This is a genomic window from Paraburkholderia tropica, assembly GCF_900109265.1.
Lineage (GTDB): Bacteria > Pseudomonadota > Gammaproteobacteria > Burkholderiales > Burkholderiaceae > Paraburkholderia > Paraburkholderia tropica.
In genome coordinates, this window is record NZ_FNZM01000002.1 from 396,803 (window position 1) to 419,933 (window position 23,131).

At 65.1% G+C, this 23,131-nt stretch carries 19 protein-coding genes and 1 pseudogene; 13 read left to right on the plus strand and 7 right to left on the minus strand.

Going from position 1 to position 23,131, the window contains the following annotated elements; translation table 11 throughout:
* Positions 1-3: 3 nt before the first annotated feature.
* From BMY06_RS04125 to BMY06_RS04145, 5 genes and pseudogenes are all read left to right on the plus strand, one after another.
* Positions 4-1,803: a methyl-accepting chemotaxis protein gene (locus tag BMY06_RS04125; protein WP_074981618.1), complete on the plus strand. Its 1,800-nt coding sequence runs from the start codon at positions 4-6 to the stop codon at positions 1,801-1,803.
* Positions 1,804-2,021: 218 nt separating this feature from the next.
* A pseudogene (locus BMY06_RS40625) lies at positions 2,022-2,237 on the plus strand (DUF4160 domain-containing protein); the annotation flags it as partial.
* 38 nt (positions 2,238-2,275) lie between these two features.
* Entirely contained in the window at positions 2,276-2,860 is a 585-nt protein-coding gene (locus tag BMY06_RS04135) for a DUF2442 domain-containing protein (RefSeq protein ID WP_124263387.1), read from the plus strand.
* Positions 2,861-2,933: 73 nt separating this feature from the next.
* Entirely contained in the window at positions 2,934-3,245 is a 312-nt protein-coding gene (locus BMY06_RS04140) for an ArsR/SmtB family transcription factor (protein ID WP_074981624.1), read from the plus strand.
* A gap of 39 nt (positions 3,246-3,284) precedes the next feature.
* On the plus strand, positions 3,285-3,785 hold the full coding sequence (locus tag BMY06_RS04145) for an SRPBCC family protein (protein WP_074981626.1): 501 nt from the start codon (positions 3,285-3,287) through the stop codon (positions 3,783-3,785).
* Between the two features lie 122 nt (positions 3,786-3,907).
* On the opposite strand, the gene BMY06_RS04150 is transcribed toward BMY06_RS04145, so the two are convergent.
* On the minus strand, positions 3,908-4,393 hold the full coding sequence (locus tag BMY06_RS04150; RefSeq protein WP_065057196.1) for a YajQ family cyclic di-GMP-binding protein: 486 nt from the start codon (positions 4,391-4,393) through the stop codon (positions 3,908-3,910).
* A gap of 242 nt (positions 4,394-4,635) precedes the next feature.
* On the opposite strand from BMY06_RS04150, the gene murB reads away from it, so the two are divergent.
* On the plus strand, positions 4,636-5,700 hold the full coding sequence (murB, locus tag BMY06_RS04155) for a UDP-N-acetylmuramate dehydrogenase (protein ID WP_074981628.1): 1,065 nt from the start codon (positions 4,636-4,638) through the stop codon (positions 5,698-5,700).
* A gap of 84 nt (positions 5,701-5,784) precedes the next feature.
* Here murB and BMY06_RS04160 read toward each other — a convergent pair whose 3' ends face one another.
* Positions 5,785-6,612: an EAL domain-containing protein gene (locus BMY06_RS04160; RefSeq protein WP_065057198.1), complete on the minus strand. Its 828-nt coding sequence runs from the start codon at positions 6,610-6,612 to the stop codon at positions 5,785-5,787.
* A 328-nt stretch (positions 6,613-6,940) separates the two neighbouring features.
* Here BMY06_RS04160 and hmgA point away from each other — a divergent pair, with 328 nt between their 5' ends.
* Together hmgA and fahA are read left to right on the plus strand one after the other, a co-directional pair.
* A complete protein-coding gene (gene hmgA, locus BMY06_RS04165; protein WP_074981630.1) occupies positions 6,941-8,299 on the plus strand; it encodes a homogentisate 1,2-dioxygenase in 1,359 nt (452 codons plus the stop codon).
* Positions 8,296-9,612, plus strand: a complete 1,317-nt coding sequence (gene fahA, locus BMY06_RS04170; protein WP_074981632.1) for a fumarylacetoacetase — start codon at positions 8,296-8,298, stop codon at positions 9,610-9,612. The genes hmgA and fahA overlap by 4 nt, the downstream gene beginning before the upstream one ends.
* A gap of 565 nt (positions 9,613-10,177) precedes the next feature.
* Here fahA and BMY06_RS04175 read toward each other — a convergent pair.
* From BMY06_RS04175 to BMY06_RS04185, 3 genes are all read right to left on the minus strand, one after another.
* Positions 10,178-11,341, minus strand: coding sequence for an MFS transporter (locus tag BMY06_RS04175; RefSeq protein ID WP_074981634.1), 1,164 nt, complete (start codon positions 11,339-11,341; stop codon positions 10,178-10,180).
* Positions 11,342-11,475: 134 nt separating this feature from the next.
* On the minus strand, positions 11,476-12,660 hold the full coding sequence (locus BMY06_RS04180; protein ID WP_065057201.1) for an MFS transporter: 1,185 nt from the start codon (positions 12,658-12,660) through the stop codon (positions 11,476-11,478).
* A gap of 393 nt (positions 12,661-13,053) precedes the next feature.
* Positions 13,054-13,929: a crotonase/enoyl-CoA hydratase family protein gene (locus tag BMY06_RS04185; RefSeq protein ID WP_080180174.1), complete on the minus strand. Its 876-nt coding sequence runs from the start codon at positions 13,927-13,929 to the stop codon at positions 13,054-13,056.
* Positions 13,930-14,046: 117 nt separating this feature from the next.
* On the opposite strand from BMY06_RS04185, the gene BMY06_RS04190 reads away from it, so the two are divergent.
* Positions 14,047-14,607, plus strand: a complete 561-nt coding sequence (locus tag BMY06_RS04190) for a plasmid fertility inhibition factor family protein (RefSeq protein WP_074981636.1) — start codon at positions 14,047-14,049, stop codon at positions 14,605-14,607.
* A 72-nt stretch (positions 14,608-14,679) separates the two neighbouring features.
* Here the strand turns inward: BMY06_RS04190 and BMY06_RS04195 are convergent, their stop codons facing one another.
* Complete coding sequence (locus BMY06_RS04195) at positions 14,680-15,723, minus strand: LysR family transcriptional regulator (protein WP_080180173.1); 1,044 nt, start codon at positions 15,721-15,723, stop codon at positions 14,680-14,682.
* Positions 15,724-15,899: 176 nt separating this feature from the next.
* Between BMY06_RS04195 and BMY06_RS38435 the strand changes: the two genes are divergently transcribed.
* The 4 genes from BMY06_RS38435 to BMY06_RS04210 all read left to right on the plus strand — a co-directional run bounded on the left by BMY06_RS38435 (position 15,900) and on the right by BMY06_RS04210 (position 21,546).
* A complete protein-coding gene (locus BMY06_RS38435) occupies positions 15,900-16,166 on the plus strand; it encodes a hypothetical protein (protein ID WP_124263308.1) in 267 nt (88 codons plus the stop codon).
* Positions 16,167-16,294: 128 nt separating this feature from the next.
* Positions 16,295-17,977 carry an aspartate-alanine antiporter gene (gene aspT, locus BMY06_RS04200; RefSeq protein ID WP_065057204.1) on the plus strand — a complete coding sequence of 561 codons (1,683 nt, stop codon included), beginning with the start codon at positions 16,295-16,297 and terminating at the stop codon, positions 17,975-17,977.
* Between the two features lie 68 nt (positions 17,978-18,045).
* Positions 18,046-19,731: an aspartate-alanine antiporter gene (aspT, locus tag BMY06_RS04205; RefSeq protein ID WP_065057205.1), complete on the plus strand. Its 1,686-nt coding sequence runs from the start codon at positions 18,046-18,048 to the stop codon at positions 19,729-19,731.
* A gap of 153 nt (positions 19,732-19,884) precedes the next feature.
* Complete coding sequence (locus tag BMY06_RS04210; RefSeq protein ID WP_065057362.1) at positions 19,885-21,546, plus strand: bifunctional aspartate transaminase/aspartate 4-decarboxylase; 1,662 nt, start codon at positions 19,885-19,887, stop codon at positions 21,544-21,546.
* 102 nt (positions 21,547-21,648) lie between these two features.
* Here BMY06_RS04210 and BMY06_RS04215 read toward each other — a convergent pair whose 3' ends face one another.
* Positions 21,649-22,884: an MFS transporter gene (locus tag BMY06_RS04215; RefSeq protein WP_074981640.1), complete on the minus strand. Its 1,236-nt coding sequence runs from the start codon at positions 22,882-22,884 to the stop codon at positions 21,649-21,651.
* Positions 22,885-23,131: the final 247 nt, after the last annotated feature.

Sequence of the window (23,131 nt, forward strand, 5' to 3'; positions counted from 1 at the left end):
CCCATGTTCTCCACCATTCGCGCGCGCATCGTCGCGCTATGCGTTTCCATCGTCGTCGTGGCGCTCGCGGCCAATACCGCACTCGATTACTACGTCGCCAGCTCGCATAACAAGGATTCGATCGACGCCACGCTCTCGGCCGTCGCGGCCAGCCACGCCGAAGGCATCGGCGAATGGGCGGCGACGCACGCGCGCATGATCGAGTCGCTGCAGGACGCCGTGCTTCAACCCGATCCGTCGGCGGCGCTCAAGCAGATCGCGGCGGCGGGCGGCTTCACCAACGTCTACGTGGGCTACGCCGACAAGACCGCGAAATTCTCCGATCCGACCGGCATTCCGCCCGATTACGATCCGACCGGCCGTCCCTGGTACAAGCAGGCGGTTGCGGCGGGCAAGGGCGTGGTGACGCCGCCTTACGTCGACGTGGGCACCGGCAAGCTGGTGGTGGCGTTCGCCGCGCCCGTGATCCGCGACGGCCAGGTGAAGGGCGTGATTTCCGGCGACGTCGCGATGGACGACGTGGTGTCGAACGTGCAGTCGATCCATCCGACGCCCGCGAGCTTCGGGATGCTGGTGGACAGCGCGGGCCAGATCGTCGCGCACAACGACGCGAAGCTCACGCTCAAGCCGGTCACCGACCTCGCGCCGGAACTGACGGGCGACAAGCTGGCCGCGCTCGATGCGTCGGCTCGCCCGCCGTCGTTTGACGTGGGCGGCGACGCCAAGCTGATGCGCGCGCAGCCGATTCCGGGCACCGACTGGCGTCTGATCGTCGCGCTCGACCGCAGCGAAGCCACGGCGGGCATGCGCTCGCTGCTCACCGCGTCGCTGATCGCGCTCGTGGTGGTGGCCGTGGTGGCGGCGCTGGTGGTGGGCGCGGTCACGGCCGTGTCGTTCCAGCGCCTCTCGCGCATTCGCGACGCGATGGACGCGATCAGCGCGGGCGAGGGCGATCTCACGCAGCGCCTGCCCGCCACGGGCGACGACGAGGTGGCGCAGATCGCGCGCTCGTTCAACGCCTTCATGGACAAACTGCGCGACGTGATGCGCCATATTCGCGATGCGAGCGAGTCGGTGCGCACGGCGAGCGACGAGATCGCGGCGGGCAACGTCGACCTGTCGGGCCGCACCGAATCGGCGGCGGCGAGCCTCGAGCAAACGGCCGCGTCGATGGAGGAAATCACGGCGACGGTCGGCCAGTCGGCCAACGCGGCGCAGCAGGCGGACGTGACGGCCAATTCGGCGTCGGTGGTGGCGTCGCGCGGCGGCGCGGTGATCAACGACGTCGTCGATACGATGGGCGCGATCGAGAAGGCTTCGGTGAAGATCGCCGACATCATCGGCGTGATCGACGGCATCGCGTTCCAGACCAATATTCTCGCGCTCAACGCGGCCGTGGAAGCGGCGCGCGCGGGCGAGCAGGGGCGCGGTTTCGCGGTGGTCGCGGGCGAGGTGCGCAGCCTCGCGCAGCGTAGCGCGCAGGCGGCGCGCGAAATCAAGGCGCTGATCGAATCGACGGTGACGAGCGTGAATTCCGGCTCGCAACTCGTGCGCCGCGCGGGCGAAACGATGGACGAGATCGTGGCGAACGTGTCGAACGTGACGACCATCATCGCCGAAGTGACGAGCGCGGCCGGCGAACAGACGCGCGGCATTCAGGAAGTGAATCGCGCCGTGAGCCAGCTCGACGAAATGGTTCAGCAGAATGCGGCGCTGGTCGAGCAGTCGACGGCGGCGGCGTCGGCGCTGCGCGGTCAGGCGATGCGGCTCGCGGAAGCAGTCGGGCAGTTCAGGCTCGATTGACGCCAGACACGCGGCAAAAAAAGGCGGCGCTCAGGCGCCGTTTTTTTTCGCCTGATGATGCGTCCTACGCCATTCGGACGAGGTTTCAGACGCGGCGCGCGTGGCTAAGCTGTGTTCTCGATCACGCCGCCCGTTGGGGTTGATCCAGTGCAAGAGAGTGCACGGAAAACGGGCCGCGCGGCGCTCCAGAAACCCAACGTTAGGTTATTGTCTACGCCATGCCCACACTGCTTCGCGTATCCGGCGCCCGCGTCGTGATCTATTCGAACGATCATCGGCCCGCGCACGTGCATGTCGAGAGTCCGCAAGGCTCGTGTGTGTTCAACCTCAATTGCCCGCTCGGGCCGCTGGCGTTGCGCGAACGCTTCGCGCTCGGCGAGCGTGAAGTGGCGCGCCTCGCGCAGGCCATCGAACCCGAAGTCGCGCATTTGTGCCGCGAATGGCAACGCATCGCAACCTGGAGAACGCAAACATGGCCAGCAGCAGGGAGCATCTCAACCGCGAGCCCGTGGGCGCCCAGACCATCGGCCGCGAGCAGTTCGACGCCGCAGCGGGGGCGGCACAGGCGAGTCCGGTTGCGGTCGCCGCGCGGTACAGCCGTACGCATCACAAACTCGAAGTGTCGTTCGCGAACGGCGTAGACATCGCCGTGCCCATCGCGCTCATTCAGGACCTGCAGATGCTCGCGCACGCGCCCACGCCGGCCCAGCTTGCCGACGTCGAAATCTGGGGCGGCGGGCAGTCGATCTACTTCCCGCGCCTGGACGAGTCGGTGTGGGCGCCGGGGCTGCTGAGCGGCATCTACGGCACGAAGCTCTGGATGCGCGATCTGGCGCGTCAGATGGGCTCGGTCAAGTCGCCGGCGAAGGCCGCCGCCGCGCGCGAGAACGGGCGCAAGGGCGGGCGGCCGCGCAAGGCCGTCGCGTCCGTCGCGTCCGTCACGTCCAGCAAGCCCGTTGCCGGCGCGCAGGCGCTCCCCAGCGAGCCGGTCAGCCGGGCGGCGGTGGGGCCAGGCGTCGCGGCGGGGGGCAAGGTCGTCGTGCGTAAGCGTCCATGAGCGTCGTGCGCGTTCATCTGGCACGCGCCGGTTTCACCTTGACATGCAACCTCGTGGTTGCATAATAAAATCCATGAACGACAACGCCGTATTCCGCGCGCTCGCAGACGCGAGCCGCCGCCAGTTGCTGGATCGGCTGCACGCCAGGAACGGCCAGACGCTGTCGCAGCTCTGCGAAGGTCTGACGATGTCGCGCCAGGCGGTCACCAAGCATCTCGGCGTGCTCGAAGCGGCGAATCTCGTCGTCACCCGTCGCGAAGGGCGTGAAAAGCGCCATTTCATCAATCCGGTGCCCATCGGCGAAATGGCCGCGCGCTGGATCGGCAAGTTCGAGCGCGCGCAGGTAGACGCGCTCGTGGAGCTCAAACATTCGCTCGAGGCGTGAGCGCGCGCAGCGCGCAGGCATCGAAGTCAGGAGGCAGCCATGAGCCAGCAAGACCGTGCAGCAACGCAGGCCGGCACGCACGCCGCGCAGGAGTCGGTGTTCGTCTACGTCACCTATATCCGCACCACGCCGCAGGCGCTTTGGACGGCGCTCACGAGCCCGGAATTCACCGCGCGCTACTGGCACGGCGTGCGCGCGGAAAGCGACTGGCAGCCGGGTTCGCCGTGGCAGTTGCGTTTCGCCGACGGACGCGTGGCCGACTCGGGCGAGATCGTCGAATCCGAGCCGCCGCATCGTCTGGTGATCCGCTGGCGTAATCAGTTTCGTGCCGACCTGAACGCGGAAGGCGACTCGCTGTGCACGATGGAAATCGTCGCGCAGGACGACGTGGCGAAGCTCACGGTCACGCACCGAATGGCGCGGCCGGGGTCGAAGTTTATCGAGGCGGTGTCGGGCGGCTGGCCGCTCATCCTTTCGAACCTCAAGACGCTGCTGGAAACCGGTGAGGTGATGATGCCGCTGCTGTTCAAGCCCGATTGACGGCCTGAAAGTACGCGGAAAAATGCGGAGAAATACAAAACGGGCGCGACGCCCACGTGAGTGCGCGCCGCGCCCGCCGATCCGACTATCGCGAAAGTTCGCGAAAGCTCAGTCGCTCAGGATCAATCGCGGAAGTTATTGAAGTCGAGCGGCGTATCGGTCACGTCCTTGCGCAGCATGGCGATCACGCTTTGCAGGTCGTCGCGCTTGGTGCCGGTCACACGCACGGCGTCGCCCTGAATGCTTGCCTGCACCTTGATCTTGCTGTCCTTCACGAGGCGCACGATCTTTTTCGCGAGATCGCCGGACACGCCCTTCTTCACGGTGATGATCTGCTTCACCTTGTCGCCGCCGATTTTCTCGATCTTGCCGTAGTCGAGAAAACGCACGTCCACATTGCGCTTGGCCAGTTTCGACAGCAGCACGTCCTTGACCTGGCCGAGCTTGAAATCGTCGTCGGCGAACGCGGTCAGCTCGCGTTCCTTTTGCTCGACGCGCGAATCCGAGCCCTTGAAGTCGAAGCGCGTGGAGATTTCCTTGTTGGATTGCTCGATCGCGTTCTTCACTTCGATCATGTTGGCTTCGCTGACGACGTCAAACGATGGCATTGCTTTCTCCCAAAAGTGCGAGTGGCGCTGCGCGGGCGGGCCGCACCGGCGTTTTCCGGCGGCGTCGCGCGCACTCGCTATAATCACGGACCGACGCTATTTTACCGGCGCCTTCGTGTTTGCCCAAGGTTGCGCGGCGGGCCGGGTCTGCCTCGCATTGCCGGGTTCTACCGGGCTTTGTCCGGCTCGGCCTGATCTGGCCCGCGTCCTCCGTCCGTCTTTTCCGTATCCGTTCTTCCGCGATGTCCGCTTCCGCCTTGTCTGCTGATCCGTCCCCGCGCAACAGCGTGTGGTTCGCCGCCGCTTATCCGCTGCGTGCGCACAACACGTTCGGCTTCGATGTGCGCGCGCGTTACGCGTGCCGCGTCGAAAGCGAGGCCGATTTCGTCGCCGCCGTGCGCGATTCGCGCGCGCAAGGCTTGCGCACGCTTGTGCTGGGCGGCGGCAGCAACGTCGTGCTCACGCGCGACTTCGACGGCCTCGTGCTGCTGGTCGGGCTGGCGGGCAAGCGCGTCGTTCACGAGGACGGCGATGCCTGGTACGTCCAGGCCGCCGCCGGTGAGAACTGGCACGATTTCGTCGCGTGGACGCTCGCGGCGGGCATGCCCGGCCTCGAAAATCTCGCGCTGATTCCCGGCACGGTGGGCGCCGCGCCGATCCAGAACATCGGCGCTTACGGGCTGGAAATGGGCGATCGCTGCGCGGCCGTGCGCGCGATCGAAGTGGAGACCGGCAGGCCCTATGAATTCGACGCGGCCGCCTGCGAGTTCGGATATCGCGACAGCTTCTTCAAGCGCGAAGGCCGTGACCGCTTCGTGATCACGGCGGTCACGTTCCGTCTGCCGAAGTCGTGGCAGCCGAATGCCGGTTACGCCGATCTCGCACGCGAGATCGCGCAGCGCGGTCTGAGCGAAGCGCAGTGCGCGCAGGACGTGTTCGACGCCGTGGTGGCCGTGCGCCGCGCCAAGCTGCCCGATCCGCGCGTGCTCGGCAACGCGGGCAGCTTCTTCAAGAATCCCGTGATCGAGGGCGAGCAGTTCGACGCGCTCGTCATGCGCGAGCCGGGCGTCGTGTCGTATCCGCAAGCCGACGGACGCGTGAAGCTCGCGGCGGGCTGGCTGATCGACCAATGCGGCTGGAAAGGGCGCGCGCTGCGCGAGGCGGCCGTGCACGAGCGTCAGGCGCTGGTGCTCGTGAACCGCGGCGGCGCGACCGGCGCCGATATCCTCGAACTGGCCCAGGCGATCCGCCAAGACGTGTTCGCGCGCTTCGGCGTGGAGCTGGAGCAGGAGCCGATCAGCCTCTAGGCCTTTTGTCCGTCGCGTAAAACCACGCACAAAAAAACGCCGCGCCTTCGCAAGAAAGCGCGGCGTTTTTCATGGCGGAGCGAGTCAGGCCGCGCTGTCCTGTGCGGTGAACACCGGCCCCTGCACGAAGCGCACGTCGTATTGCTGCAATTGCTCGAACTGCGCGGCATCGACCACGCGGTTGAAGATCAGCGGAATGCGCAGGCGCGCGGCATAGCTCACGAGCGGCTTCACCATCGAATCGCGCAGCGCCGAGCTGGCATCCATCTTCACGAAATCGAGCCGCGCCATGTCGGACACCGAAAGAATCTGTCCCGCATTCGGCAGATTGCCCGCCACCTTGAAGCCATAGCGCTGATAACTCTGCGTCAGATAGCCGACGAAGGTCCGGTGCGCGACCGCCGCCGCCGGCAACTCGATCACCACACGCCCCGGATTCAGGCCGAACGAGACCAGCACGTTCGAAAAATGCCGCCCGTGATCGTATTTCACGCTTTTAAGCAGACGCTCGTGCACGCGCAGAAAGAGCAGCCCATGCTGTTGCGAGCCGAGAAAGTTGATCGTGTGCAGCGCGCGAACGCAACGGTCGAGCGCGACCAGCTCGGGATCGTCGAGCGAGTCGGAAAACGGATCGTAAGGCCCGACCTTGCCGTCGACCTCGCGCAGCGTCACGGCCTGAAAACCGAGTTCGTCGCCGAAACGCGAGGCCTGCGCGAGATCCGCCGTCAGCGATTGCGCGCCGCCGTGCACGCTGATGTCGTAGATCGGTTCGTAGGCGCTCAGCAACTCCACGCCGCGCCGGTGGGCGACGGCCACGGCGCTGTGCGCGCCGGTCCCCATCGCCAGATGCTCGCCGAGAAAAGGATGATCGGCGGCGCGGGCGACGAGCGCGGGAATGGTGGGAGCAAGCATGGTGACGAAAAAGAGGGCGTCTCGGAGCGCGGAGTGATCGGATCGGGCAGCCTCGGGGCCGCATGACTCGATGTTAGCAGTCCGCCGGCCTGCGGCATGCATGGATTGGTGATAACGATATCCACGCAAACGCGGCTTTGCCGGGGTTTCGACGTCCTCCCAGGGTTTACGTTGAATTTCACTAATCATAATCCGTTTTACTATTCGTAAATCGCGCGACGGATTCTGTCAGAGAAAGCCGCCGCGCCCGGCTCGATCAATCGAAAGTCGGCGTGCCGAGGGGCGTCTATGCTGAAGACGCGCCTGCACGCAGAACATGGAGACAGTGATGAATGCACCCTTGCGCCACGCCGCGGCCAATCGCGCCGCGACCGACGGCTATATGAGCGGCTTCGCCAACGAGTTCGCGACCGAGGCGCTGCCCGGCGCGCTGCCGGCCGCGCAGAATTCGCCACAGCGCTGCGCGTACGGCCTGTACGCCGAGCAGCTTTCGGGCACCGCCTTCACGGCGCCGCGCTCGCACAATCGCCGCACGTGGTTCTATCGGATCCGTCCGGGCGCGGTGCATCAGCCGTTCACGCCGCTCGTCGCGCACGCCCAGATCGGCGGCGCGACGCGCCTCGTCGCCGATTTCAACGACGTGCCGCCCACGCCGCCCAATCAGTTGCGCTGGGACCCGCTGCCGATGCCGACCGCGCCGACCGACTTCATCGACGGCTGGGTGACGATGGCGGGCAACGGCTCGGCGGCGTCGATGAGCGGTTGCGCGATCCATCTCTACGCGGCCAACCGCGCGATGACCGACCGCTTCTTCTTCAATACCGATGGCGAATTGCTGATCGTGCCGCAGGAAGGGCGCCTGTCGATTCGCACGGAAATGGGCAAGCTCGACGTCGAGCCGTTCGAAATCGCCGTGATTCCGCGCGGCGTGCGCTTCACGGTCGATCTGCCGGACGGCACGGCGCGCGGCTATCTCTGCGAGAACTTCGGCGCGTTGCTGCGCCTGCCGGATCTGGGCGTGATCGGTTCGAACGGCCTCGCGAATCCGCGCGACTTCCTCACGCCGTACGCCGCGTACGAAGATCTTGAAGGACAGTTCGAACTCGTCACCAAGCTCAACGGTCAGCTCTGGCGCGCCGACATCGGCCATTCGCCGCTCGACGTGGTGGCCTGGCACGGCAACTACGCGCCGTACAAATACGATCTGCGCCACTTCAATACGATCGGCTCGATCAGCTTCGACCATCCGGATCCGTCGATCTTCCTCGTGCTGCACGCGCCGACCGACACGCCGGGCGTCGACTCGATCGACTTCGTGATCTTCCCGCCGCGCTGGCTCGCGGCCGAGAACACCTTCCGTCCGCCCTGGTATCACCGCAACGTCGCGAGCGAGTTCATGGGCCTCGTGCACGGCGCGTACGACGCGAAGGCCGAGGGCTTCGTGCCGGGCGGGTCGAGCCTGCACAACTGCATGTCGGGCCACGGCCCGGACGCCGAGACCTTCGAAAAAGCCTCGAACGCCGATACGACGAAGCCGCACAAGGTCGGCGACACGATGGCGTTCATGTTCGAGACCCGCACGCTGATCCGGCCGACGCGCTTCGCGCTCGAAACGGCGCAGTTGCAGGCGCATTACTACGAGTGCTGGCAAGGCCTCGAGAAACATTTCACTCCGGAGCAGCAATGAGCAGCCAACCCCTTCCCGACGACCTGCGCGCCACGCTCGACCCGCGCCGCAAGAGCTGGATCGAGTCCGCCAACGACGCCGCGTGCGAATTCCCGATCCAGAATCTGCCGTTCGGCGTGTTCAGCACGGCGCAGCATGCCTCGGCGCGCGTGGGCGTGGCGATCGGCGATTCGGTGATCGACCTCGCGGTGCTGTATGACGCGGGCCTGCTGAGGCTGCCGGCCACGGTGAAGCACAACGTGTTCGCGCGCGGCGCGCTCAATGACTTCATCGAACTGGGTCGCGACGTGTGGCGCAGCGTGCGCGTGCAGCTTTCGTCGCTGCTTGCGCGCGACACGGCAGCCTTGCGCGATGACGCGGCGTTGCGCGCTCGCGCATTCGTGAAGCTCGCGGAGGCGAAGCTGCATTTGCCGGTGAATATTCCGGGCTATACCGACTTTTATTCGTCGAAGGAACACGCGACGAACGTGGGATCAATGTTTCGGGATCCGAAGAATGCGCTATTGCCGAACTGGTCGGAAATGCCGATCGGCTATAACGGGCGCGCTTCTTCCGTGGTGGTGAGCGGCACGCCGGTGCGTCGGCCCAATGGGCAGTTGAAGTTGCCGGATCAGGATCGGCCGGTGTTCGGCGCGTGCCGCAAGCTCGATATCGAACTGGAGACGGGATTCGTGATCGGGCGCGGCAATGCGCTGGGCGAGCCGATCGCGTGTGAGGATGCCGAGGCGCATATTTTCGGCATGGTGCTGCTCAATGACTGGAGCGCGCGCGATATTCAGCAGTGGGAATATGTGCCGCTTGGGCCGTTCAATGCGAAGACTTTTGCTTCGACGATTTCGCCCTGGATTGTGACGCTTGATGCGCTGGAGCCGTTCCGCGTCGCGCAGCCGGTGCAGGAGCCGCAGCCGCTCGCGTATTTGCGGCATGGCGGGGAGCATGCTTTTGATATCGAGCTGGAAGTGCTGTTGCAGCCTGCCGGGGCGCAGGAGGCGTCGACGATTTCACGGACTAATTTCCGGCACATGTACTGGAGCATGGCGCAGCAGCTTGCGCATCATACGGTGAGTGGGTGTAACACGCGCGTCGGGGATTTGATGGGCTCTGGGACGATCTCCGGGCCGACGCCCGATTCGTTTGGGAGCTTGCTGGAGATTACCTGGAATGCGAAGAATCCTGTCGAGTTGAAAGGGGGCGCTACGCGGGGGTTTATTGAGGATGGGGATGTGTTGACGCTGCGTGGGTGGTGTCAGGGGGAGGGGTATCGGGTGGGGTTTGGGGAGTGTGTTGGGGAGGTAGTGGCTGCATTAGGTTGATTGTTTGTTTTGCGCTTTTCTTGTTTTCTTGTCGGTCTGCACGCGTCGCCCCTGTGCGGGGCGGCACCTACTTTTCTTTGCAGCCGCAAAGAAAAGTAGGCAAAAGAAAGCGGCTCAAACCGCCAGTGTGACGCCGTCCACCCCGCACCATCTTCGATAGTGGTTCCGGGGCGTCTGTCGCCTCGCACCACTCAACTCAGTGACAAAGCCGTCATTCATCCGGGGGCGCTCCGCGCCCCGTGGGGCATGGCAGCAAACCGAAGGTTTGCGAGTGCCCCAAAAAGATAAATTAGTACCTTTGGTTTCCCCCGCATACCCGGCCGTTGCGCGTTGAGCGCAACGGGATGTGAGGATGCCTTGTCACTACGTGGGAGGGCGCGGGATGACGGACGCTCCTGCACCACTCCGAATGACGTCGAGAGAAACACAGCGAAGCATTAGCGGTGTGAGCCGCTTTCTTTTGCCTACTTTTCTTTGCGGCTGCAAAGAAAAGTAGGTGCCGCCCCGCACAGGGGCAACGCATGCATACCGACAAGAAAACAGGAAAAAGCGCAAAACAAAAAAATCACCGAATATGCGAAGCACCAGCCAATCCGCGCACCCGTTCCCACCTCAAAGCCCCAAGAAAAACAACCGCGGCGGCAAACAAAACCCAAAGCATGGCATCGCGCCCGGCATGCTCCATCAAAGCCCCGGTAACAATAGGCCCACCAAAACTGGCGACACTCCATGAAGCACTAACCAGCGCACTAGCCGAAACGAGCGCCCCGCCTTCAAACCGCTCACCGCAGGCGACAATCGCCAACGTATAAATAGACCCGGCAGCGGCCCCCAAAACAAAAAGCAAAGGCCACCGCAACCAGGGCGTCCCCACAGCAAAAGGCAACAAAGGCAACAGCACGACAACAATCAAGCCCATCAACCCATGCACCCGCTCGCGCCCGAGCCGATCAGCGAGCCACCCGATGGGAAACTGCATCGTCGTATCGCCGAGCAACACAACCGAAGCAAACAGCACGGCCAGCTCGCTCCCAATCCCATGCCCCATTGCGAATAACGGCAGCAACGACAGCGCAAGCGTATCGAACAACGCAAAAAAACCGGTCGCGATAATCAGCGCCGGCATCTTCGGCAACACATGCCGCCAACTCCCATGCGGCTCATGCAGATCCGACTTGTGCGGACTCGACCGGATGGCAAACAGCATCGGCAACGCGATCAGGAAAATCGCCCCGCAGATCGCAAACCGCCACGCCGTAGAGTCCGCGATCTGGCTCACCAGCACGGGCCCGGACATCTGAAACAAGGTAAAGGTCGTCGCATAGATGGCGACCACGCGTCCGCGATTGGAATCGTCCGCGAGTTCGTTCACCCACGCCTCGCCGATCGTGAACAGCAGCATGAGCGCCGCGCCGCACACCATCCGCAGCGCCGCCCATACCCACAGATTCGCGCAGGTCTGCATGAGCGCAGTGGCCGCCGCGACCGCAATCACCGATCCGACGATCACTTGCCGCGAGCCGAATCGCCCCGCGATCCACGCCGTGAGCGGCACGACGATCAGCCCGCCGAGCGCCTGTGCGGCAGTCAGCAGGCCGACGATGGCACTGCCGTATCCGGCGTCGGTGAGTGCGAGCGCCGTGAGCGGCAAGGTCGCGCCGGAGCCCAGGCCGACCACGGCCACGCTCAGGATCAGCGCGAGGAAATCTCGGGTAAGGACGGTTTTCATCGGGCGCCATCCTACACTGCGCACGCGAAAAACGCGGCATGGGATGCCGCGCTGCTTCAGTCAATCAGCGCGTCATCGCGCCGAGCGTCGAACGTCGAACGTCGAACGTCGCGCTTCGAGTCGACACGTCCCGTTCAGGCGACCGAGGTCGGCCCGTTGACCGCCACGCGGCGACGCGCGCGCCGCTCGAGTTGCGCCGAGACGAAGGTGAGCCCGAGCGCGGCGAGCGCCATCGCGAGTCCCACCCACGGCAGCGACGTCAACGGCGCGCCCGCGCTGATCGCCACGCCGCCGATCCACGCGCCGCTCGCATTGCCGAGATTGAACGCGCCCTGGTTCAGCGTCGAGGCGAGGTTCGGCGCATGGCTCGCGCGATTGACGATGAGAATCTGCAGCGGCGGCACGATCGCAAACGCGAGCACGCCCCACACGAAAATGGTCGCCATCGCCGCGATCTGATCGTGCATCGTGAACGCGAACACCGCGAGCAGTACGCCGATCATCGCGAGCAGACTCAGCAGCGAGCGCATCAGCTTCCAGTCGGCGAGCTTGCCGCCGAGTGTGCTGCCCACCGTCAGCCCGAGGCCGAACAGCAGCAGCACGAAGGTCACTTCGTGCGGCGAGAATCCGCTCACGTCCTCGAGAATCGGCGTGATGTAGGTGAACACCGAGAACAGGCTCGCCGATGCCAGCACGCTCATGCCCAGCACCATCAGCACCTGCGGATTCTTGAGCACGCTGAATTCGTGCACGAGGCTCGCCTTCTGCATTTCGATGTGCTTCGGCAGGCACACTTGTAACGCGAGCGCCGCGAAGAGGCCGATCACCGTCACGGCCCAGAACGTCGTGCGCCAGCCTGCAAGCTGACCGAGCGCGGTGCCGAGCGGCACGCCCAGCACATTGGCGAGCGTGAGGCCCGTGAACATCAGCGCGATCGCCTGGGCGCGCCGGTTGGGCGCGACGAGTCCGGCCGCGACCACCGAGCCGATGCCGAAGAACGCGCCGTGACAGAACGCCGTGACGATGCGCGCGGCCATCAGGATCGAATAGGTCGGCGCCAGTGCACACAGCAGATTGCCGACGATGAAGATGCCGATCAGCCGCATCAACGCCGCCTTGCGCGGCACGTTGGCGATGGCGATCGCCACGATGGGCGCGCCGATCGTCACGCCCAGCGCATACGCCGAGACCAGCATGCCGGCGGCCGGAATCGACACGGACAGATCGCGCGCGACGTCGGGCAGCAGTCCCATGATGACGAATTCGGTGGTACCGATACCAAACGCGGCGACGGCAAGGGCAAGCAGGGGCAAGGGCATGGACGTGTGGGCCGGTTCTCGGCGGGGACGGCGTGGTCGGTTCGGTTCGCGAGGCCGGCGGTGAGCGGCTCGCGCGCTGTTTTTGTGCGACGGTTGTGCTGAACGTGCCAATCGTGCTGAATTTGGCGTACTGATTAAGCCAATGCCGAATTGTACTGAAATGCGCCTCGCTGCATCCGGCACGCTTTTCGTGTGTTCTTCCACGAAAACACACCTGATGCGCGTGCGGGGTTGTTGTTCGCGTCGGCGTCTCGTCTGAGGATTGCCCGGAAAAAAGCGGGCCGATGCAGTGTGGCGGACGGCGCGGGCGGTGCATCGTGGCGACTGACAGATTCAATTTAGCGCCTTGAACAAGGGCCTTCAAGAATCAAGTGTGGCGAGGTTTTCGCGCGCTCAAAGCGGTTCGCCGTGGCGTCCCGCGCCTTGCGCGAAACGCGCGGCCATCGGCAGCCCTTCGTCGAGCGCGGCGCGATAGCCGCCGGCGCCTTCGCGGCGCAATGCTTCGGCGAAGTCGTCGAGTGCGCTGTTGTCCCAGGCCGAGCGGCGATCCGCGAGCAGCGCCGCTTGCGGGAACGCGGCGAGCGTGGCTGCGAGCGCTTCGGCTTCGGCGCGCGCGCATCCTTTGCCGACGACGCGATTCGCAAGACCGAAGTCGAGCGCCTCGCGCGCGTGGACGGCGCGCCCCGTGAGGATCAGATCGAGCGCGCGCGACAGGCCGATCAGGCGCGGCAGACGCACCGTGCCGCCGTCGATCAGCGGCACGCCCACGCGGCGGCAGAACACGCCGAGCACGGCGTCTTCCTCGACGATGCGCAGATCGCAGAGCAGCGCGAGTTCGAGCCCGCCCGCGACGGCGTAGCCCGTCACGGCAGCGATGCAAGGCTTGGCGAGCCGCATGCGCGTCGGGCCGAGCGGACCGGGGCCGCCGCCGTCTTCGCGCAGGGCGTTGCGCCGCGTGTCGTCGTTGAGCGCGCCGAGGTCGGCGCCCGCGCAAAAGGTGCCGCCCGCGCCGAACAGCACGGCCGCGCGCCAGTGCGGATGCGCCTCGACGCGCGCGAATGCGGCGGCGAGCGCATCGGCGGTCGGTCGGTCGATCGCGTTGCGCTGCGCGGGGCGATCGAGCACGATCGTCGCGACCTGGGCGCGGGCTTCGATGCGCACGGCGTCGCCGAACGTCTCCGTTATCGCGTGGTCCGGCGTGCTTTCGCGTGGCGCTGCGTCGTCGCGTTGCTCGTCGCTTCTGTCGTTGCCTTTTTCACCTTGGCTCATCGGGCTTTTCCTCGCGTGCGCGGGGCGTGCGCATCCACGCCGCATAGGTCACGAAACCGTCACGAATCCCTCGTAGCTTAGGCCGTTTTTCCTCCCCGCGAGAGGCGCATCACCCGCATGTCCCCGACGTCACTGCCCACGCCCGGCGCGCTGCCACCGAATCCTTCAACGCTGTCGAAACCGCTGCAATCCGCGTGCGGAACGCACTGGATCGTGTCCTTGCCCGATCACCCCGGCTACGATCATGTGCGCTTCAAACGCGTCTTCACGACCGACGGCACGCGCCACGAAGTGGTGGTCGTCGATCTGCACAAGCTGCTGCTGTGCGCCGACCGTGACGACACCGACTACGTGCTCAAGCCCGTCGACGACTGGCATGTCGGCAAGGTGCGCGGGATCCGCGAATTTCTCGATCCGGAAAACAAACGCGTGCCGCAGATGCCCTACGTGACGATCTCGAAGCGCCGCGCGGCGGGGATTGCAGGCTGGCTCGGCATCGCGCATGTGGGCGTGGTGGCGTTCCGCAACGGCCAGCATCGCGCGCGCTATCTGGCGTGGGCCGGCGCGCAGTGGCTGCCGGTCGAGGTGCACGAGCGCGAGGCGGCGCTGCTGCGCGAGTTGTGCGGCGCCGCGGGTCTGGAAAGCGAGCCGGCGGAATACGGCACGCCGCCGGGTTGAGCCGCGATGGCGCTGCCCGCGCCGGCGGTGCAGCGCTTCTTACGTGCTGCCTTACGTGCTTCCTTACGTGCCTCAGCGTTCGTTCATCGCCTGCAACACGGCGCTGCTGCCGGGCGCGCCGTTCATCGGCCGCCACGCGGAGCCGCCTGCCGAAGTCGAAGCCGACGACGCCACGCTCGACGCCGACCGGTTCACCAGCGCGCCGTCGTGCGCGTGCTCGAAATGCTCGACCGCGTGATCGACGAAGCGCCGCGTCTTGGCGGGCAAATACTGGCGGCTCGGATACACGATCGACATGCGTGCCTCGGGCGCGTCGATCTCGTAGTCGGGCAGCAGGCGCCTGAGCGTGCCGGCGGCGAAATCGTCGGCGACGAGCGGCGCGGGCACGATCGCCACGCCCATGCCCGCGAGCGCCGCGAGCCGCACCATCAGCATGTTGTTGACCGCGTAAGCGGGCTGGAGCGTGACCGGCTGCGCGCGTTCGCCGGCCTTCGCGAAGCGCCACGTCGCGCTGCGCTCCTCGGGCGGCAGCGTCACGGCCGCGTGCTGCGCGAGCGCGTCGGGCGTGCCCGGCTCGCCGTGCTCCGCGAGCCACGCGGGCGATGCGCAGGGCACGAACGAAGTGGTGCCGAGCGAGCGCTCGACGAGTTCGCCGTTGCCGTCGCCACTTTCCGTCGACGCGGCCACGATGCCCACGTCGAAGCCGTCCTCCGCCAGGTCCACGGGCCGCTCGGCGAGCGTGAGGCGCACATGCACGCGCGGATAACGCCGCCGGTAGCCGTCGATCAGCGGCGTGAGCGTGGCGAGCGACAGCGCGCCGGCGGCTACCACGCGCAGCGTGCCGCTCGGCTCCCGCTCGGTATGCGCGAGCGTATGTTCGAGGTGATCGAGTTCCTCCAGCACGCTGCGGCAGCCCTCGAGATAGCGCTGACCTGCTTCGGTGAGCGATAGATTACGCGTGGTGCGGTTGATGAGCCGCGTGTGCAGATGCGCTTCGAGCATCGCGACCGAACGGGTGACGAGCGCGTTCGAAACGTCGAGGTGCTGCGCGGCGCGGCGAAAGCTCTGTGATTCCGCAACCCTGACGAAGACGCGCATGGCGTGTATCTGGTTCATGGAAATTCGCCTCGCATGCTGAATGCATTTACCGGTTAAGGGGCGTGCGCTCGAACAGAACAGCCGAGCGCGAATGAAGCGGACTGGCGGCTAGCTCGCGATTACGACTTTGAATGAAAATCATATTGACAGTCCTGTGAAATTACAATATCTATCTCAAAAAGAAGTGTCATTTCATGGTTGTAAAAGATTCAAATACGCGGCTGGCATGGGTATTGAATGAGGTGGGAATATGGCACGTTCGCGCAGTCGTATTTGAATTTGAATTACGATCGAGCGGTGTTCATCCAGCGGATAGCGGTTTTCCGGGTCTTGTACAAGCTTGCGAGGAATCGATGTCTGGGCCGATTGCGGAGATTTCCTGGCGAAAAACGTTTGTTGTCAATGCGTTGCAGCCGATGATTTTTATGCTGGTTCACAGCCTTTACATAAATAGCGAATAAAAGCGGTTTTCCGGATTTATTGCGTGTCGCGCAAATATGCGATGCGCCCGGAAATAGATGCGTACATGCCATGGGCATGTCTTTTTATGCGCGTTTGGGCAAAAAGAACGTAAATCGGCAGACCAGACATGATCGTCGAATTGCTGAAGTCGCAACCCGAGATTGCCCTGTTTACGAGTCTCGCACTCGGTTATCTGATTGGTTCGATTCGATTCGGGCCCATTTCGCTTGGCGGCGTGTGCGGCACGCTGATCGTGGCGCTTTTGCTCGGTCAGACGGGCGCGCGTATCGCGCCCGATCTCAAGAACATCGCCTTCGCGCTGTTCATCTTCGCGCTCGGCTTCACGGGCGGCCCGCAGTTCTTCGCCAACATCGGCAAGGGCTGGCGTTACGGGCTGCTTTCGATCGTCGAGATCGTCTCGGTGATGACGCTCGTCATGATTGCAGTCGTCCTGATGAAGCTCGACGCGGGCACCGCCGCGGGCCTGCTGGCGGGCGCGGCGACCGAGTCGGCGGTGATCGGCACGGCTTCAGAGGCGATTGCGCGGCTCGGCATCAGCCCCGAGGCGGTGGGCACGTTGCAGGCGCACATCGTGACCGCGTATAGCGTGAGTTACCTGTTCGGTCTGATCACCATCGTGCTGTTCACGAGCCAGGTCGCGCCGCTGATCCTGCGCGTGAATCTGCGCGACGAGGCCGCGCGTCTCTTTCGCAAGCTCGGCGGCGACGGCGTGCTCGACGAAGGTCAGCGTCTCGCGCTGCCGCCGCTGGTGGGCCGCGCGTTCAGGGCCGGTCCCGCCGCCGGCATCCAGGTCGCCCAGTTCGAGGCGCGTTTCGGCAACAACATCACGGTCGAGCGCGTGCTGCGCGAACAGCGCCAGATCGACGCGGACGGTCAGCTTGTGCTGCAGAGCGGCGACGTTGTCTTCATTGCGGGGCGCCGCGAAAGCATGGTCGATGCGTCCGCCAGTCTCGGCGAGGAAGTCTCGGGCGAAGGCTTCACGAAGCTGCTCGCGCAGCGGGTGGACGTGATGCTCACGCGCCGCGACGCCGACGGCCTCACGCTCGCGCAGATGCGCGAACGCGCCTCGGCGCAAGCGGGCCGCGGCATCTACGTGAGCGCGATCACGCGGCTCGACACCACGGTGCCCGCGCTGCCCGGCACGGTGGTGCGGCGCGGCGACGTGCTTACGCTGCTCGGCGCGCCCAGCGACGTCAAACGCGGCGCGCAGCGACTCGGCTACGTGATCCAGCAGACCACCAAGACCGACTTCGTCTATCTCGGGCTCGGCGTGCTTGTCGGCATGCTGATCGGCCGCTTCGGGCTGAAGGTGGGCGGCGTCTCTCTGGTGCTCGGCACCGGCGGCGGCTGTCTGCTCTCGGGCCTGCTGTTCGGCTGGGCGCGCTCGCACTTTCCCGTGGTCGGCTCGCTGCCTTCGGCGGCCGCCCAGGTGCTCAAGGACTTCGGCCTCGCGACCTTCATCGCCGCCGTGGGTCTGTCCGCCGGTCCGGACGCCATCAAGCTCGTGCGCGAGTACGGCCTCGCGCTGCCGCTCGCCGGCATCCTGATGGTGCTGATACCGGGCCTCCTCTCACTCTGGATCGGGCGCATGTTTCTCAAGCTCGAAGCGCCGATGCTGCTCGGCGCGATTGCAGGGCAGCAGTGCAGCACGCCGGCGATCAGTGCGCTCGTGGGCGTCACCGGCAATTCCACTCCCGTGATCGGTTACACGATCACCTATGCGTTGTCGAACATCCTGTTGCCGTTGATGGGGCCCGTGGTGGTCGGGCTCGCGGCGAAGTTCGGCTGACCCGCGCGGCGGCTCAAGCGTCGGGTTTCATCGGCATCAGGCTGTCACACTTTCCAAGCGAGGGCACGATGGAATGGCTACATGACATCTTTCACAAATCTCCGGAAATCGCTCTGTTCCTCTCGCTGGCCGTGGGTTACTGGATCGGCCAGATCAATTTCGGCAAGTTCCAGTTAGGCGGCGTGGGCGGGTCGCTGCTCGCGGCCGTGGTCATCAGTCAGGCGGGCGTGACCATCGACAACGGCGTGAAGTCGGTGATGTTCGCGGTGTTCATCTACGCCGTGGGTTACGACTCCGGGCCGGGCTTTTTCAACTCGCTCAACCGCAAGACGCTGCGTGAGATCGCCATGGCCGTGTTCATGGCCGTCGCGGGCCTCGTCACGGTGGTCATCTGCGCGAAGCTCTTTCACCTCAACAAGGGTCTCGCCGCCGGTCTCGCGGCGGGCGGCATGACGCAATCGGCGATCATCGGCACGGCCGGCGACGCCATCGCGCGTCTGGGTCTGCCGGCCGATCAGGTGAAAGCGATGCAGGCCGACGTGGCGATCGGCTATGCCGTGACCTATGTGTTCGGTTCGCTCGGCGCGATCATCGTCTGCGTGAACATCCTGCCGAAGTTCATGGGCCGCAGCCTCAAGGACGCGTCGATGGACGCCGAACGCGAAATGGCGGGCGGCTCGGCGGCGAGCGGGCCGGGCCAGATCACGGCGCTGCCCGAACTGTTCGGCCGCGTGTTCCGCGTGGACGCGGGCGCGGGCCAGACGGTCAAGCAGCTCGAAGCGGCGGAGAAGGATTTCATCGCGATCGAGAAGATCCGGCGCGCGGGCAAGGTGCTCGATTCGACGCCCGATTTCGTGCTGAGCCGCGACGACGTGGTGCTCGTGGTCGGCCGCCGCGAGCAGATGGTCGAAGTGGGCGCGCTGATCGGGCCGGAAGTGCCGGACTCGGGCGGCATGAGCCTTGTGATGCAGACGCGCCAGCTCGTCTTCACGAAGAAGGGCATGAATCACACGACGATCGCCGACGTGCGCAAGAACGTCGATCGCGACATGCGCCACGGCGTCTACATCGAGAAGATCGAGCGTGCGGGTCAGCCCGTGCCGGTGCTGCCGCAGACGCAGCTCGAACACGGCGACGTCATCACGATCTACGGCACGGCCACCGACACCAAACGCGCCGTGCAGGAAGCCGGCTACGAGCTTGCGTACAGCAACAAGACCGACTTCATCTACATGGGCGTCGGCCTCGTGCTCGGCTTGCTGATCGGCCTGATCGTGGTGAACGTGGCGGGCATTCCGCTCACGCTCGGCTCGGGCGGCGGCTGCCTGCTCGCGGGTCTGCTGTTCGGCTGGATGCGCGGCAAGCATCCGATGTACGGCGTGATGCCGCCCGCGGCCTCGCAACTGCTCAAGGACTTCGGGCTCGCGGCGTTCGTCGCCGTGGTGGGTCTGAACTCCGGCCTCCAGGCGGTGGTGACGGTCAAGCAGAGCGGCATCACGATCTTCCTGCTCGGCGTGGTGGTGACCATCGTGCCGCTGATTCTCACCATGCTGTTTGGCCGCTACGTGCTGAAGTACAACAACGCGGCGATTCTCGCGGGCGCGCTGTCCGGCTCGCGCAGTGCGAACCCGGCGTTCGGCGGCATTCTCGACAAGGCCGAGAGCGCCGTGCCGACCGTGCCGTTCGCCATCACCTACGCGATCGCCAATGTGCTGCTCACGCTGCTCGGGCCGCTCGTGGTCGGTCTCGCATGACATGAAGCCAAAGCGGGCCGCGCGAGGAGCGCAGGCCCGTCCTCGATGATCTGTCGAAACGCGCGCCGCGTTCCACGCAACGACGACGTTCACCGCGCACGGTGAGCATGACGAACGAAGCGGCGCGCATCACGTCTTCCAATGGAGAGCACCATGGCAAAAGGTAAAGGCAACGATACGAAGGAAAAGGCGGGTCTCGACGCACTGAGCCCGTTCGAGCTCAAGGACGAACTGATCAAGGCGGCCGGCGGCGGCGCGGCCGAACGTCCGGCCAACTTCTCGATGCTCAACGCGGGTCGCGGCAACCCCAACTTCCTCGCCACCATTCCGCGCCACGGCTTCTGGCAGCTCGGTCTCTTCGCGATGCGCGAATCGGAGCGCTCGTTCTCGTACATGCCCGAAGGCGTGGGCGGCTTCCCGCAGCGCGCCGGCATCGTCGAGCGCTTCGACCAGTTCCTGCACGAAAAGCACGGCGAACCGGGCATCGACTTCATTGGCGGCGCGGTGTCGTATGTGCGCGACCAGCTCGGTCTTTCCGCGGGCGATTTCCTCTACGAAATGTGCGAAGGCATTCTGGCCTGTAACTATCCGGTGCCCGACCGCATGCTCAAGCTCTCGGAGATCATCGTCGGGCAGTATCTGCGCCGCGAGATGATCGGCAAGCATCCGTTCGTGGGCGAGTTCGACGTGTTCGCGGTGGAAGGCGGCACGGCGGCCATGACGTACATCTTCAACACGATGCGCGAGAACTTCCTGATCAAGGCGGGCGACACCATCGCGCTCGGCATGCCGATCTTCACGCCGTACATCGAGATTCCCGAACTCAACGACTATCAGCTCAACGTCGTGCATCTGAATGCGACCGTCGAGAACCACTGGCAGTACTCGAAGAAGGAACTCGACAAGCTGCGCGATCCGAAGGTCAAGGCGTTCTTCCTCGTGAATCCGAGCAATCCGCCGTCGGTGAAGATCGATGACGAAAGCCTCGAATACATCGCCGAGATCATCAAGGAACGTCCGGACCTGATCCTGCTGACCGACGACGTGTACGGCACCTTCGCCGACAACTTCGTTTCGCTGTTCGCGCTCGCGCCGAAGAACACGATTCTCGTGTACTCGTATTCGAAGTATTTCGGCGCGACCGGCTGGCGTCTGGGCGCGATCGCGACGCATCGCGACAACGTGCTCGACGCCACGCTCGCGAAGCTGCCGAAGGACGAAAAGAAGATCCTGCACAAGCGCTACGAGTCGATCACGACGGAGCCGGACAAGCTCAAGTTCATCGACCGTCTGGTGGCCGACAGCCGCACCGTCGCGCTCAATCACACGGCCGGTCTGTCGACGCCGCAGCAGGTGCAGATGGTCCTGTTCTCGCTGTTCTCGCTGATGGATACGCCCGACGCGTACAAGAACGCGCTCAAGCGCGTGATCCGCAGCCGCAAGCGCGCGCTGTTCGAAGAGATGGGCATCGCCTACGACGAGAGCGATCCGAACCAGGTCGATTACTACACGATTCTCGACATGGAATATCTGGGCGAGAAGCTGTTCGGGCGCGACTTCGTCGAGTGGCTGCTCAAGCAGGTCCAGCCCAACGAGCTGCTGTTCCGTCTCGCGAGCGAAGCGCGCGTCGTGCTGCTGCCGGGCAAGGGCTTCGGCACGCCGCATCCGTCGGGCCGCGTGTCGCTCGCGAACCTCAACGAGTCGGATTACCGCAAGATCGGCCGCGCGGTGCGCAAGCTCACCGAGGAATACGTGCAGCGCTACAACGAGGCGACGGGCAAGAAGCTCGCGACCGATACGGTGCAGAAGAAGTAAGGCATCGATATCGGCTGCGATGAAAAAAACCGCCCGCAGCGCGAAGCGCGTTGCGGGCGGTTTTTCTATTGGGTGCGGTGAAGCCGCGAGTCTGACGAAAACTCAGTCGGCGCGTTGTGTGGCGCTCGCGGCGGCTTTCGCTTCGGCGGCCGCCTTCACGCTCTTGCGATGCAGCGAGACCGACAGCGCCACGGCCGCCGCCGACGCAATCGCCGCGAACAGATACACCGAGCCATAGCCGAACAGATTCGCCACATAGCCCGCGAGCGGGCCGGTGATGCCGAGCGACAGATCGAGGAACACCGAGTACGCCGAGAGCGCCGCGCCGCGGCTCGCCGCCGGCACGAGGCCCACCGCCTCGACGCCCAGCGCCGGAAACACGAGCGCGAAGCCGAAGCCCGTGAGCGCCGCGCCCGCGAGCGCGAAATGCGGCGTCGGCGCGAGCCACAGCAGCAAAAGACCGGCGCACTCGCACGAGAACGAGGCGATGGCCACGCGGAAGCCGCCGAAGGTCTTGATGGTGTTGGCGAACAGCAGGCGCGCGCCGATGAACATCAGGCCGAACAGCGTCAGCGAGAACGCGGCGTTGTCCCAGTGGCGCGCCGCGTAGAACAGCGTGATGAAAGTGGCGATCGAGCCGAAACCCGCCGAGCCGAGCGCGAGGCCAATGCCGTGCGGCAGCACGCGCGTGAACACGCTGCGGTACGACATGCGCTCGCCGTGCACGACCGGCACCGGCGCGATCGGGCGCGCGAGCCAGAAGCCGAGCGCGGCCAGCGCGATCACGGAGACGCCGAGCGTCCAGTAGCCGACGAAATGCACCATCTCCACGCCGAGCGGCGCGCCCAGCGCGAGCGCGCCATAGGTGGCGATGCCGTTCCACGAAATCACCTTGGCGTTGTGCGAGGTGCCCACGCGGCCGATGCCCCAGAGGATCGCGCCCGTGCCGCACAGGCTTTCGCCGCAGCCGAGCAGCAGGCGGCTCACGACCAGCAGCGTCAGCGAGAGGCCGGGCCAGTGATCGACGAGCGTGCCGAGCAGCAGCAGCACGCCGCTCGCGCCGCAGATCATCAGGCCGATCGACACGGTTTTCTTCGGGCCGAGCGTGTCCGCCGAGCGGCCGGCGAGGGCGCGCGAGCAGAGCGTCGCGATGTATTGCACGCTGATCGCCGCGCCCGCCACCACGGTGCTGAAACCGAGGTCGTTGTGCACGTAGCCCGGCAGCACGGCAAGCGGAATGCCGATCGTCAGGTAGCAGAGGAAGGTGAAAAAGACGACCGGAATGATCTGCAGGGTCGTCGATGCGGCGGAGCGCGGGGGCGCCAAATCAGCGGACATGGGGAAAACGCGGATGGAAAACGGCGGGAAAGGCGTGATTGTCCCATGGAACCGGTTCTTATGCAGACGTTGAAAAAACGTTTCGGTGAGCGGAACAACACCTTTTGCGCGTGTTTCGCTGCTTAAACGTTCTGTCATCTGCGCAGGCGGAAATGGGCGAGGTTGCGCGATGTTGGCGCAATTTGGCGAGCCCGGACGCCGCCAGGCCGTGTCATCGCGGAAAAAACGGGGCGCGAGCGCCGGGATG